At 36.6% G+C, this 12,427-nt stretch carries 14 protein-coding genes and 2 pseudogenes; 14 read left to right on the top strand and 2 right to left on the bottom strand.

The features are described 5' to 3' along the window. The first annotated feature begins 145 nt into the window (after positions 1–145). From Q9B79_RS21040 to Q9B79_RS21020, 5 genes and pseudogenes are all read left to right on the top strand, one after another. A complete protein-coding gene (locus tag Q9B79_RS21040; RefSeq protein WP_242242393.1) occupies positions 146–934 on the top strand; it encodes an enoyl-CoA hydratase in 789 nt (262 codons plus the stop codon). 73 nt (positions 935–1,007) lie between these two features. Further along, positions 1,008–1,319, top strand: a pseudogene (locus Q9B79_RS21035) (hypothetical protein); the annotation flags it as partial. A gap of 179 nt (positions 1,320–1,498) precedes the next feature. Beyond that, positions 1,499–1,825, top strand: a complete 327-nt coding sequence (locus Q9B79_RS21030) for a nucleoside triphosphate pyrophosphohydrolase (RefSeq protein WP_001277353.1) — start codon at positions 1,499–1,501, stop codon at positions 1,823–1,825. A gap of 149 nt (positions 1,826–1,974) precedes the next feature. Then, on the top strand, positions 1,975–3,024 hold the full coding sequence (locus tag Q9B79_RS21025) for a M42 family metallopeptidase (RefSeq protein WP_306187288.1): 1,050 nt from the start codon (positions 1,975–1,977) through the stop codon (positions 3,022–3,024). A gap of 394 nt (positions 3,025–3,418) precedes the next feature. Further along, a complete protein-coding gene (locus Q9B79_RS21020) occupies positions 3,419–4,372 on the top strand; it encodes a TRM11 family SAM-dependent methyltransferase (RefSeq protein ID WP_001059312.1) in 954 nt (317 codons plus the stop codon). 111 nt (positions 4,373–4,483) lie between these two features. Here Q9B79_RS21020 and Q9B79_RS21015 read toward each other — a convergent pair. After that, positions 4,484–4,684: pseudogene (locus Q9B79_RS21015) on the bottom strand (YflJ family protein); the annotation flags it as partial. 131 nt (positions 4,685–4,815) lie between these two features. On the opposite strand from Q9B79_RS21015, the gene Q9B79_RS21010 reads away from it, so the two are divergent. From Q9B79_RS21010 to Q9B79_RS20995, 4 genes are all read left to right on the top strand, one after another. Next, the gene (locus Q9B79_RS21010; protein WP_306187285.1) at positions 4,816–5,277 is read left to right on the top strand and encodes a VOC family protein; all 462 of its coding nucleotides are present in this window, start codon (positions 4,816–4,818) and stop codon (positions 5,275–5,277) included. 236 nt (positions 5,278–5,513) lie between these two features. Further along, positions 5,514–6,557 (top strand): proline racemase family protein, encoded by a 1,044-nt coding sequence (locus tag Q9B79_RS21005; RefSeq protein ID WP_306187282.1) that lies wholly within the window; start codon positions 5,514–5,516, stop codon positions 6,555–6,557. Between the two features lie 19 nt (positions 6,558–6,576). After that, positions 6,577–7,554: an ornithine cyclodeaminase family protein gene (locus Q9B79_RS21000; RefSeq protein WP_306187280.1), complete on the top strand. Its 978-nt coding sequence runs from the start codon at positions 6,577–6,579 to the stop codon at positions 7,552–7,554. A gap of 170 nt (positions 7,555–7,724) precedes the next feature. Continuing rightward, on the top strand, positions 7,725–8,237 hold the full coding sequence (locus tag Q9B79_RS20995; RefSeq protein WP_046957205.1) for a hypothetical protein: 513 nt from the start codon (positions 7,725–7,727) through the stop codon (positions 8,235–8,237). Between the two features lie 107 nt (positions 8,238–8,344). On the opposite strand, the gene Q9B79_RS20990 is transcribed toward Q9B79_RS20995, so the two are convergent. After that, positions 8,345–8,683 (bottom strand): hypothetical protein, encoded by a 339-nt coding sequence (locus Q9B79_RS20990; RefSeq protein ID WP_306187278.1) that lies wholly within the window; start codon positions 8,681–8,683, stop codon positions 8,345–8,347. 228 nt (positions 8,684–8,911) lie between these two features. Between Q9B79_RS20990 and Q9B79_RS20985 the strand changes: the two genes are divergently transcribed. The 5 genes from Q9B79_RS20985 to Q9B79_RS20965 all read left to right on the top strand — a co-directional run bounded on the left by Q9B79_RS20985 (position 8,912) and on the right by Q9B79_RS20965 (position 12,413). Continuing rightward, the gene (locus Q9B79_RS20985; protein ID WP_098098326.1) at positions 8,912–9,541 is read left to right on the top strand and encodes a hypothetical protein; all 630 of its coding nucleotides are present in this window, start codon (positions 8,912–8,914) and stop codon (positions 9,539–9,541) included. A 193-nt stretch (positions 9,542–9,734) separates the two neighbouring features. Continuing rightward, positions 9,735–10,031 (top strand): WXG100 family type VII secretion target, encoded by a 297-nt coding sequence (locus Q9B79_RS20980; RefSeq protein WP_306187275.1) that lies wholly within the window; start codon positions 9,735–9,737, stop codon positions 10,029–10,031. Between the two features lie 162 nt (positions 10,032–10,193). Continuing rightward, entirely contained in the window at positions 10,194–10,469 is a 276-nt protein-coding gene (locus Q9B79_RS20975) for a TIGR04197 family type VII secretion effector (RefSeq protein ID WP_306187273.1), read from the top strand. Between the two features lie 40 nt (positions 10,470–10,509). Then, on the top strand, positions 10,510–10,872 hold the full coding sequence (locus Q9B79_RS20970) for a DUF3958 family protein (protein ID WP_306187270.1): 363 nt from the start codon (positions 10,510–10,512) through the stop codon (positions 10,870–10,872). Beyond that, a complete protein-coding gene (locus Q9B79_RS20965; protein ID WP_306187268.1) occupies positions 10,869–12,413 on the top strand; it encodes a T7SS effector LXG polymorphic toxin in 1,545 nt (514 codons plus the stop codon). The genes Q9B79_RS20970 and Q9B79_RS20965 overlap by 4 nt, the downstream gene beginning before the upstream one ends. The last annotated feature ends 14 nt before the right edge of the window (positions 12,414–12,427 follow it).

The raw sequence follows: 12,427 nt of genomic DNA, 5'->3' as shown, positions 1-12,427 counted from the left end.
TTTTAACGGAATTGTATGTTTTATACAAGGTTATATACATATTTTGAGATTATTAGACAGAAAATTAAGAAAAAAGAAGGGTTTTTCGCCTCCTTTCTATAATTATATAAGTATAATCTTTGTGTAGAAAAGAGGGGTATATATAATGGAAGTAACAAGTAAAACAGAATCTGTCATTGTGAAATATGAAGGGCACGTTGCAACGGTTATGGTCAATCGCCCAGAGGTGTTAAATGCATTAGATGAGCCAACATTAAAAGAACTATTACAAAAACTGAAAGAAGTAGCGGAGAGTTCTGCACACATTGTTGTGTTATGCGGGAACGGCCGCGGTTTTTCTGCGGGCGGAGATATTAAATCGATGCTTTCAAGTAATGATGAAAGCAAGTTTGATGGTATTATGAATACTATTTCTGAAGTTGTCGTGACTTTATATACGATGCCGAAGCTCGTTATTAGTGCGATTCATGGACCAACTGCTGGTCTTGGATTAAGCATTGCATTAACAGCTGACTATGTGATGGCGGATATTTCATCCATTATTGCGATGAACTTTATTGGAATCGCTTTAATTCCAGATGGTGGCGGCCATTTCTTCCTTCAAAAGCGTGTTGGTGAAAATATGACGAAGCAAATTATTTGGGAAGGAAAGAAATTATCAGCAACAGAGGCGCTTGATATCGGTTTAATTGATGAAGTAATCGGCGAGGATTTCCAAACGGCTGTGAAGCAAAAAATTAATGAGTGGTCACAAAAGCCGATCAAAGCGATGGTTCAAACGAAGCAAATTTTATGTGAAGTCAATCGTTCTAATTTAGAACAAACGTTGCAACTTGAAAAACGCGGCCAATATGCGATGAGACAAACAGCGGACCATAAAGAAGGCATTGCTGCATTTTTAGAGAAACGTTTGCCAGCATTTAAAGGGGAATAAAGTTAAGATAAAGGGGAGAAAGTGCTAACACATTTTAGTATAATTGTGTTAGCACTTTTTTTAGGAGTAATATATGAAGAAAATTATCGGTGTTATCAGCATGATTGTCATAGCATATTATGCTTTGCATCGTACACCATCTCTTGCGGTACGGACTGCACTATTCTTTGAAGGGCATCCAATTGTTGCTTTCTCAGGTGAAGTGGAGAAAGAACGGGATGTGAAAAAAGAGGCGACTCCTGATGAGTACCAAACCTTATATGGCGATAAGAAAGAAGAACCAGAGCACTATTTCTTCCCGGTAGTAAGGGCGCACGAATCAGGAATTGATATGTTAAGTGCTTGTGTGAAAAAAGAGTGGTTATTTTATCCCGCATTAACGGGCAGTAAGACCCCCACCTCAAAATTCAGCGGAAGCAAAGAAGTTAGGTGGGGGATCAACTGCCCGTAAAAGCCCGATTGGTGAGGGCTGATAATCAGTGGGGGATGAACAAAACCCCCACTGATTAAAGTTTCACTTTATAAGGCAGAGCTCGGCTGCTATTAAACATAGGAGGATGAATGATGTCAGCATATAACAAGTTAGTAAGAGATCGTGTTCCAGAGAAGATTTTAATGTCTGGAAAAACATATACAGCACAAAAATTAACAGGACAAGCATACATACAAGCTTTAGCGAAAATTGGAACGGAAGAAATTCGTGAATTTGCTTCTATGAAAGAACGTGAACATGCGCTTGATTCTCTTGCGGATGCACTGGAAGTAATTATCTCATTAGCGCGTGCAGAAGGTGCAACAATTGAAGATGTAGAACGTCTTCGTAAGCAAAAAGAAATAGAACGCGGTGGGTTTGAAAGAGGCATTTATTTATTAGATGTTTCAGAAGAATAGTTTGATAGAAAGCATAGTGTTCATAAATAGCGCTATGTTTTTTTGTTAAAGTGAATTTTAATATAATTTAGAAAATTAAACTATATTAGTAGAGGATTTATAGTAAATTCGGTATACTAAATAATAGGAAAAATGAGGAGGAAACGATAATGGCACATCATGCGAAAGAAACGATGGAACTGATTAAGGAGCTTGTCTCTATTCCAAGTCCGTCTGGAAATACAGAGAAAATCATTCGTTTTATTGAAAACTATGTAAGTGAGTGGAACGTAGAAACGAAGCGTAACAATAAAGGTGCTCTTATTTTAACGGTAAAAGGGCAAAATGATGCACAGCACCGTTTATTAACGGCACACGTTGATACGTTAGGTGCGATGGTGAAAGAAATTAAACCTGACGGTCGTCTAAGTCTTTCTATGATTGGCGGATTTCGCTGGAACTCTGTAGAAGGGGAATATTGCGAAATTGAGACATCAAGTGGTAAGACGTATACAGGGACGATTTTAATGCATCAAACATCTGTGCATGTATATAAAGATGCAGGTGAAGCGAAACGTGATGAGAAAAATATTGAAGTTCGTATTGATGAGCGTGTATTTTCAGCTGATGAAGTACGTGAATTAGGAATTGAAGTGGGAGACTTCGTTTCATTTGATCCGCGCGTTCAAATTACAGAGAGTGGATACATAAAATCACGTCATTTAGATGACAAAGTAAGTGTTGCAATTTTATTAAAATTAATTAAGAGATTACAAGATGAAAACGTAACATTACCATATACAACTCATTTCTTAATTTCTAATAATGAAGAGATTGGATACGGTGGTAATTCTAACATTCCAGAAGAAACGGTTGAATATTTAGCGGTTGATATGGGAGCGTTAGGTGATGGACAAGCATCTGATGAATATACAGTATCTATTTGTGCAAAAGATTCTAGCGGTCCGTATCATTATGCGCTACGTAAACATTTAGTAGAGCTTGCGAAAACGAACAATATTGAATATAAAGTAGATATTTATCCGTACTATGGATCGGATGCATCAGCTGCGATTCACGCTGGATTTGATGTGAAACATGCATTAATTGGAGCGGGTATTGATTCTTCTCATGCATTTGAGCGTACACATGAAAGTTCGATTACACATACAGAAGCATTGGTTTATGCATATGTATTATCAGAGATGATTGCGGAATAAGAAAAAATAGGCTGCCAGAGGTAGCCTATTTTTTTGTAGAGAAAGGGACATAGGTGTATGGATTTAAAACTATCTTCAACAAAAAGAAAATGAAATGTATTTTATTCTACAATATTAAGAAAGTAGGTTTACTACATAATTCGAGTATTATGAAATGATAGAGGTGCACTAATTTTTTTGTTTACATTTGTGAGAATTTTTATATTGAGATTATGTGTTATTTATATGAAACAACGGATAAAGATGTATCTTCTTTCCGTTAATACATCAAAAGAGATTGCCAATGGTAGTCTCTTTTATTTATTAACGTTTCTCTTTATTCTAGGCATGTGATATCATTTAATTTTATATGAAAAAGTATTGTAATTATAACGATATAGAGGATGATAATAGATTGAATAATCATAGTAAAACACCTGCATGTATATATACGTATGCATTTCGTGAGGAGGAGCGTGCTTTATGTTATTTGGAAATGCGCTCGTTCTTTGGAATGGAGTCTCATGTTAATATTTTGAAAAGTGATGTCAAAATTGACCCAAGTAGAAGTGCGTTTATAAAAGAGCGCGTTGAGGTTATGTATGAAGGAGACGACTTAGAAAGTATTTTAAAACAAGTAGAACAAATTGATTTGGCGGGGGCGTCATTTAAAGTGATCTTCGTTAAAATTAATGATCTCGTTGGGGAGAATAAAATTGAATATGGAGAAAGACGTCTTATTGAACGAGACCTTGGCATGCATATTGAAGGAGAAGCGGATGTTCGTAATCCAGAGCGTGTATTCGGGATTGTTCCTCTTGGAGGACGCTGGTACTTCGGACATTATGTAGAAAGTGAGCCAGTTTGGTATCATCACATAAAAAAACCGCATAGTTATTCGACATCTCTTAGCACACGTGTTGCGAGATCGGTTGCAAATATTGCTGTACCAAATCCAGAGGGCGTACGAGCGATTGACCCATGCTGCGGTATTGGAACAGTAGTAGTAGAAGCACTTTCTATGGGAATTAACATCGTTGGTAGAGATATAAATCCACTTGTAGTTCTTGGAACGAGAAAAAACATCGCACATTTCGGATTTGAAGGAACAGTAACAAAAGGTCCAATCGAGGAAATTACTGAGAACTACGATGTCGCCATTATTGACATGCCATACGACTTATTTACGCATGCAACACCAGAAGACCAACTCTCTATTCTTTCAAGCGCGCGCCGCATCGCTAAAAAGGTAGTCGTTGTCACGATGGAAACAATGGACGACATGATCCATGAAGCAGGATTTGAAATTACAGATCGCTGTATTACAAGAAAAGGATCATTTACTAGACAAATTCTTGTTTGTGAATAAGAAAGGAAGGTCACCCGTTTGGGTGACCTTTTTTGATTTGTATTGATGTGTGATTGGTTGGTGGAATGGAGGAGTGATTTGTCGGTAAGTCGATATCGCTACAATAGTATATTACTGTTCTTTTAATTTCTCCTGTTGTGCAATGAGTAAATTGCGTAAGATATGTCCGCGGTAACTTTCTAGTTTTCGTCCTTCGTGATAGCGTACGCCTAATTTTTTTAGTTCGGCTACGTACCAGCCTTTTGTTCCATAGTACATTGGATCACTTCCTTTTTGCTTTTGAACAGTATATGTGTCAGGGGGAGAGAATTTTCTTTTTTATTCAGCATTAAGGTAACAAATTTGAAAAACATGTAAGAAGAGTATGATATCACTTCTATTTCTAGTTTATTAAAATAGGTTTTATAATAAGAATTTCTAAAAATATAAAGGGGGAATATGCTTTGTTTCCAGGTACTTTATATGAAACACATGTTAAAACTAGAAATTTAGAAGTAGCAAAAGAGTTTTATACGAAACTTGGATTATTTCATGCTCGTACAATTGAAGAACGCCGTGTCGCATTTTTTTGGTTTGATAAAGATAATAAGAAGGAACAAATGCTGGGCATTTGGGAGGTATCAGAAGAGGAATTCCATAAAAGTCACTTTGCATTCAAGGTTAACTATGAAGAAATCATTCATGCAAGGGAATGGCTTCTTAATAAAGGAATAACCCCAAGGGCCGCTTTTGGTCTTGAACCGTCTGAGCCTATGGTTCATACGTGGACACCTACTGCCAATCTTTATTTTTATGACCCTGACGGTAATTCTTTAGAGTTTCTATGTTTACTTCCTGAAAAGAAAAACGTAAAACAAGATGTTATGCATTTAAGTGAGTGGGAAAAATTGCCGAGTGACATATAAAGTGAAACTTTAATCAGTGGGGGTCTTACTGCCCGTTAAATGCGGGATAAATTCGACTTTGGCTTGAATCCCGCAAAATAATTTAAAAAGGAACCATAACTTTGCTCAAGTAGCGATGTTATGGCTTTTTTGTTTTGTGCAGACTAATGATCATTCACCGTCTACTGTATAAAAAAATAGACAGTAGTGCATGCTTTTTTACACAATGTATACAAATTTATATCCTATGCGTTGGCATGATATTTGCAATAAAAATAGTATCAACATATAGGGGAGAGATAGAAATGAAGGTTAGTAAGGTGTACACGACAATTGATGCTCACGTAGCTGGGGAGCCGCTTCGAATTATTACAGGCGGCGTGCCGGAAATAAAAGGAGAAACGCAGCTAGAAAGACGCGCGTACTGCATGGAGCATTTGGATTATCTTCGCGAAGTTCTTATGTATGAACCAAGAGGACATCACGGTATGTACGGTTGTATCATTACTCCACCTACAAGTGCTCATGCTGATTTTGGCGTGTTATTTATGCACAATGAAGGATGGAGTACGATGTGTGGGCATGGCATTATTGCTGTTATTACAGTCGGAATTGAAACAGGTATGTTTGAAGCGAAACAAAAGTTTATTATTGATAGCCCTGCTGGGGAAGTCATTGCGTATGCAACATATAACGGGAGCGAAGTAGAATCCGTATCATTCGAAAATGTTCCTTCATTTGTATACAAAAAAGACGTTCCTATTAAAATAGATGACTATGAATTTCAAGTAGATATCGCGTTTGGCGGAGCTTTTTATGCGGTAGTAGATAGTAAAAAATTTGGTTTGAAAGTCGATTTCAAAGACTTAGCTGCTATTCAAACGTGGGACGGTAAAATTAAGCATTACATCGAGAGCCAGATGGAAGTGAAGCATCCGCTTGAAGAAGGATTAAAAGGAATATACGGCGTTATTTTCTCAGATGATCCGAAAGGGGAAGGCGCAACGTTGCGAAATGTAACAATTTTCGCTGATGGGCAAGTAGATCGTTCTCCTTGCGGCACGGGAACTTCCGCAAGAATCGCAACTCTTTTTGAAAAAGGTGCTTTACAAAAGGGAGAAATTTTTGTCCACGAATGTATTACTGACGGGAATTTCGAGGGAGAAGTATTGTCGGTAACAACGGTACATACATATGAAGCTGTCGTTCCAAAAGTAACGGGGCATGCATTTATTACAGGATTTCATCAGTTCGTTGTAGACCCGAGAGATGATTTGAAACGGGGGTTTTTGTTAGGATAAGAGGAGGAGGTGGAAAGATATGCTAGTCATAAGCGCGAACGACCAACGAAATTTAGTAAATATGAACGAAGTTATTGCATACGCGGCGCTTGCTTTAAAAGAATTTTCCGCAGAAAGAACGATTACGCCAATACGAGGTTCATTACCATTTGCAAGCGAGAAAAATACGGCATTAATTATGCCTTCAGTAGCAGAAGGACTTGAGGCACTTGGTTTAAAAGTAGTAACAGTAGTCCCTGAGAACAAAAAGATAGGAAAGAAAACGATAAACGGGATTGTGATGTTATCAGACTTTCAAACGGGAGAACCGCTCGCACTTTTAGAAGGGGCCTATTTAACGATGATTCGAACAGGGGCTCTATCAGGAGTAGCGACAAAATATTTAGCTCGTCATAACGCAAAAACGTTATGTATCATCGGGACGGGAGAACAGGCGAAGGGAATTGCTGAAGCTGTATTTGCGGTAAGGGGTATCGAAAAAGTCATTTTATACAATCGAACAGAAGAAAAAACACATGCATTCTCGCAATATATACAAGAGAGATTCAATAAACCTGCATATGTTCACACAAGTCCAAATGAAACAATAAGCGAAGCAGATATCATCGTCACAACTACGAACGCATCCACCCCAGTCTTCTCAGAAAAACTACAAAAAGGCGTCCACGTAAACGCCGTTGGCTCATTCAAACCGAACATGCAAGAACTACCATCCCATGCCATCGCGGGCGCAAACAAAGTAGTAGTCGAATCAAAAGAAGCGGCACTAGAAGAAACAGGTGACCTCCAAGTTCCCGTGCGAGAAGGTTTATTCAAAGCAAACGACATCCACGCCGAACTCGGCCAAATTATAAGCGGAGAAAAAGCTGGCCGTGAAAATGATGAAGAGATTACTGTTTTCAAATCGGTTGGTTTGGCAGTGGTAGATATTATCGTTGCGAAGTATTTGTATGAGAAGGCGGTGGAGAGTGGGGTTGGGAATAGGATTGAGTTTTGAGGGACTGCCTTTTGGTGGTCTTTTTTTGTTTGGTTTGTCGGTCCATATATTTTGGCACATGAAAGTATATTGAGATTGTGGTGTTCTTTTTGTTTATAATGCCTGTATGCATCTCAAATGTGATGTATCATATATTCTGTTGAAATTTAAAAAAATGCAGGTGAGAAACTTTGGATTTAGTTCGAAAATTAACTCATATTTATGGCTTAGGACTTTGCTGTGGGTTGTGGAGTAAAGCTGAAGTAATTCAATGGTGTGATAAATTGATTGAAGTAAGTGAAAATCCGCCATATGAATTAATTGAGATATCTTTAATGTCTAAAGCAAAGATAGATGATATGGAAGGGAAGTTATTTGAGTTTAGTAGCACGGTTGATGAAGAATACACTATTAAATTAACTCTTTCCATCATTCATGAAAAACTAAAAGAACATGAACTGACGATTGAAGAATCAATTAAATGCACCACCAGACTTTTAGTCAACAGGGGTGTGTATTGGGAGGCAGAATACTTTGAATTATATGGTCTAGATGATAGCTATGACTTAGCTAAAGATGGTGCTCATTTTGATTTAAGCGAAGTTATTCATACGTATATTGAAACGTTAAGTATTTACAGTAAGTATTTTAGGGGATTTGAAAAGATGTATTTTAAAGTAATGGGAAATGAATGGAGATTTTAATATATATCAGTATTTGATTGGCTCTGTTTGTCCCTTATTTTCCAATTGGAGAATAAGGGACAAAGTTGTATGAAGGAGTAAATTTAGAAAACAAGTATGCAGCTTGCTTACCATTCCCTCCATTCCTCTGTTATATCTTCTTCAGATTCTAAGCCAGCTATTCGTGCAGCTGCATCGATAAATTCATAGGGATCTTCTCTTTCCATTGCTTCGATAAAATGGTCATGTTCGATATTTAGTTCATTTATTTTCATAACTACCTCTTTAACAACTTGCATGACTTCGGCTTCGGTCGGATTCTCTCCTAATTGCTGTAAATTGTTAATGTAAGTGTCAAGAGTCGTATTTGTTGCACTTATATTTTCTTCAGTGGAAAATCCCCCATCTTCATCATACTCAACCCATGAGGCTGTTGGTTTGTTTTTTTTCAATTCATCAAATGTCATAATAACCTCCTAAATGTGTTTTTTGTCTTTAATTTCATTCTTCATGTTCGATCATATATAACAATCATTTTAGAGGGGTTTTCTATAAGCTACTAGTTTTTTAACTCATTTCATGTAAAAACGATTGATTATTCTTAATCATTCGACATAATGCAACAATTTAAGATCGTGTTTTTTGCTATGATAAGTAAGAAATTTACATATTGTGTTATTGGAGGATAAAAAGAGATGTTGAAAAAATTTACTACATGTATTTTAGGTGGCGCTTTAGTATTCAATTTATCTGGTTGCGGCAATACATCCGACAAAACTTCTTCAGAATCTAAAGAAACCAATTCTAAACAAGAAGAAAAGAAAGTGCAAACAACTGATGAGGCGAAAACGAAAGAGAATACAAAGCAGAAAAATACAGAACAAACAAAAGAGAAATCAAAAATAAAAGAAAAAGAGTATGCTGTAAACAAGGATTTTCATACACCTAAATTTGATGTAACTGTAAAAAGAGTTGTAGAAAGAGATAAGGTTGGTAAAGAGAGTATAGGATTCCAAAAACCTGAAGATGGACATGTCTTTATTGTTGTAGAAGCAGAAGGGAAAAATATCACAAACGAACCGATGAAATTAGCCGTTTTACCATCAGTGGATTTAGTGGATGAAAATGATAATGCTTACCAAAGTGATGTGTGGGCAGCTAGTAGTTATGCGGTTGAAAAAGGCGAGACCTCTACTATTACTAAGGGATTAAAACCAGGGGAGGTAATGAGAGAAAGTAAAGTTTACGTGATTAATAAAGAAAAATTTGATACAGGAAAATGGTATGTAGTTGTTAACAATGAGTATAAGGAACAAATTAAATAGTGTTTATTTATGAAGAGGAGATGGCTCCTCTTTTTTGCATGAAATTTTGTAAAGCAAGAAAAATTGAATGTTAATATTCTAATATTCAATAGAGAGATGAAGTGTTTAAAAGTTCAAAATAATACATTATAATATATTTAGTAAAATTAACCAATATATATTTTGCTCATTATGTATTAAAGGGGAAATAAAAATGGCTGGACAAATTCGTATGTCACCAGAGGAGCTTAAATCGAAAGCGACTCGATATGGACAAGGTGCAAATCAAATTGAGGACATTTTAAGTCAATTACAAACCTTGCAAAATGAATTAAGAGGAGAATGGGAAGGTCGTGCTTTCGAAGGTTTTGATCAACAGTTCAATGAATTAAAGCCAAAAGTACAAAACTTTGCACAGCTATTGCAAGAAATTAATATGCAGCTGAATAAAACTGCAGAGGCTGTTGCTTCTCATGATGAAGAATTATCACGTAATTTCGGTTTGAAATAAAAATTGTTTTACTCTATATAACAAGCATTTCAAATGAGCCATACAGATTATATTGTATGGCTCATTTGATTGCATGCCTAGCGCGAGTGATATTGATAGGGATATATATTTATTGAGGTTTCTTTGATGCATTTGGAAAACTTATAGAAAGGGTTTGAAAGAATGGGACAATTTCAAAGTAATTTACAAACAGCAACGCAAATTGCTACGAAAATGGGATCAGCCTCCGATAGGATTCAAAGTGCAACCAGTCGTTCTATAACAAAGGCGACGCGTACAACGTTGTCTGTTAATTTCAAAGCACAAGAAGCGAATCAGCAAGTTTTAGACTTGACGAAACAATTTTTCGCTGCCTTTCAACGAGCGGTTGATAATATTCATTCGGTATCTAACGAGTTTGAGAGAATGGATAATGAACTTCACAACACTTTTCGTTAATGTGACAACCTACGTAAAGTAAAATAGTAGGAGGAAAAAGATGGATCGAGATATTGAAAACCAAATTAAAGAGTTAAATTTAAAGTTACGAAATGTATTTGAAGAACAAGACCGAAATCAATTCGCAATTCAAGCTCAAGAACAAGCGGAAGCAGATTTTTATGAATGTAGAAGTCGAAATCGTCGTTTGTTTGATCGAATTTTAGGAACTTGGCATGGTGATAGAGAAATGTCTCAGTTTTTTATGAATACGTATCAAGATGCACAACATATTGAACGAAAAGTCACATTTGAATTGGAAAACAAAAAAGAAACGTTGCTTCAAGAAAGACGAGACCTCAATGATTTAGAAAACGCCCTTTCCTATCAACAACAACAATTAGCAAGGGAGATCAATGCATGAGTTTAAATATGTATTTGGGAGAAGTACAAAACCAAACTCAAAGTATGAACGCTGTATGTACGGCCACCATTCAAGGTATGGAACAAGCAATTCAGTCGATTGATGCTTTTGCAATTGATACTGTTCTACAAGGACAAACTTATAGCAGTGCAAAATCATTTTTTGTACAAACCTTTCGTCCTTTAGCGCAAGGAATTATTTATTTGTGTGAAGAATTGATTCGTCGGAATGATGCTTTTCCAAGTCAATTTCAATCACAAGTCGCTTCGACAGATGTAATTGAACAAGAGATAAGAGAACAAATACAGGAAATCAATCAATCGATTGCAAGTATAGAAGCGGTAGATGTAGCTATGCCAATGCCTGGAATAGACGCAATTGTTGCAGTCTTAGTTGCGATGAGAAAAAAACTTGAAGAAAAATTAGAGCATCTATATGAATTCAATTATACGTCCAGTAATAACTACAGCACGGCCCTTCAACTAGCATCTAGTATTGCTACTGGTCTTGCTGAAGTTCAAGGTGGAAAAGGATTTAGTCCTGCAAGTGGTACATTTAGTACGCAAGGGTTGAATATGGAGTGGACGGGTCCTATTCAAGCAATTACAGAAAGTAAAGCTCGTAAAGCACAAATTGAAAAAGCAATTGCTTTACGAGAACAAGAAGCCAATAGACCATGGTATGAAAAAACAGCTATCAGTACTTGGGAATTTATGAAAGAATTTTTTCAAGGCGCTGGCAGCGCGGCTTTCGAAAGCGTTATTGGACTAGAATCACCTGATAATGATGAATTAGAAAGCAAGTTAACTTATCAAGCGGGAAGGTTCACGGGAAATGTTATAGCAGGAGCGGCATCCATTATAGAAATTCTAGAAGGTCTTACTGTCATAGGCGGCTCTAATTTTTTAACTCTAGTCGCAACAGTAGGAACTGGTGGATTAGCAGCACCAATTGCTATTACATTTGATGCAGCTGCTACAACGGCTGGAGTTAGTCTTGTTGGACATGGTGTATTTGTTGGGCGTAATGCAATTCAAAATGGTAAGGATACTCTTCAAAAATTCCAGTCTTCTTCTAATGGATCTAGTGGTGGAGTTAAACAAGAAGTCGATAATACCTTTAAAGCGACTCCTAAATTAGAAAATCATATTAAAAACATAGACCCCTCTGTTCCAAGAAGGAGAGGTATTGGTGGAGCACACAACAGTGAAGAGTTCTTTAAAAACGATATAAAAATAGTCAGTGAATCACCTTCAAAAATTCCAGGTGTAAAAACAGTAGAATACAATATGCCTAAGTTAAATATGGATGGCACTCCTACAGGAGAGTATGGAAATAAAGTATTCACAAAAACCATTTATGATCCTAAAATTATAAGTGATAAGGAATTTATTAACCGTGGAATTGAAGCAGCTAATGACGCTAAATTAAAAACTAGTGATGGAGTTCTTTCAAGAGAATGGACAGGTGTTGACAGTAAAGAGATAACTTGGAGAGGATACCATAAAGATGGAGAAATTTCTTCTTTTTTTCCAGAATAAATTAAAGATATACG

The sequence above is a fragment of the Bacillus sp. MHSD_36 genome, from assembly GCF_030757775.1.
In the GTDB taxonomy this organism is placed as follows: Bacteria; Bacillota; Bacilli; order Bacillales; family Bacillaceae_G; genus Bacillus_A.
The sequence above is the reverse complement of the archived record's forward strand: the minus strand, read 5'-3'. Positions and strand labels throughout refer to the sequence as shown.

Excerpts from the sequence above, each read along its gene's own strand:
- Q9B79_RS21030 (WP_001277353.1), top strand. The coding sequence starts at position 1,499 with ATGTCAGCATATAACAAGTTAGTAAGAGATCGTGTTCCAGAGAAGATT.
- Q9B79_RS20980 (WP_306187275.1), top strand. The coding sequence starts at position 9,735 with ATGGCTGGACAAATTCGTATGTCACCAGAGGAGCTTAAATCGAAAGCG.
- Q9B79_RS20965 (WP_306187268.1), top strand. The coding sequence starts at position 10,869 with ATGAGTTTAAATATGTATTTGGGAGAAGTACAAAACCAAACTCAAAGT.
- Q9B79_RS20985 (WP_098098326.1), top strand. The coding sequence starts at position 8,912 with ATGTTGAAAAAATTTACTACATGTATTTTAGGTGGCGCTTTAGTATTC.
- Q9B79_RS21025 (WP_306187288.1), top strand. The coding sequence starts at position 1,975 with ATGGCACATCATGCGAAAGAAACGATGGAACTGATTAAGGAGCTTGTC.
- Q9B79_RS20970 (WP_306187270.1), top strand. The coding sequence starts at position 10,510 with ATGGATCGAGATATTGAAAACCAAATTAAAGAGTTAAATTTAAAGTTA.
- Q9B79_RS21005 (WP_306187282.1), top strand. The coding sequence starts at position 5,514 with ATGATATTTGCAATAAAAATAGTATCAACATATAGGGGAGAGATAGAA.
- Q9B79_RS21000 (WP_306187280.1), top strand. The coding sequence starts at position 6,577 with ATGCTAGTCATAAGCGCGAACGACCAACGAAATTTAGTAAATATGAAC.
- Q9B79_RS20975 (WP_306187273.1), top strand. The coding sequence starts at position 10,194 with ATGGGACAATTTCAAAGTAATTTACAAACAGCAACGCAAATTGCTACG.
- Q9B79_RS20990 (WP_306187278.1), bottom strand. The coding sequence starts at position 8,683 with ATGACATTTGATGAATTGAAAAAAAACAAACCAACAGCCTCATGGGTT.
- Q9B79_RS21040 (WP_242242393.1), top strand. The coding sequence starts at position 146 with ATGGAAGTAACAAGTAAAACAGAATCTGTCATTGTGAAATATGAAGGG.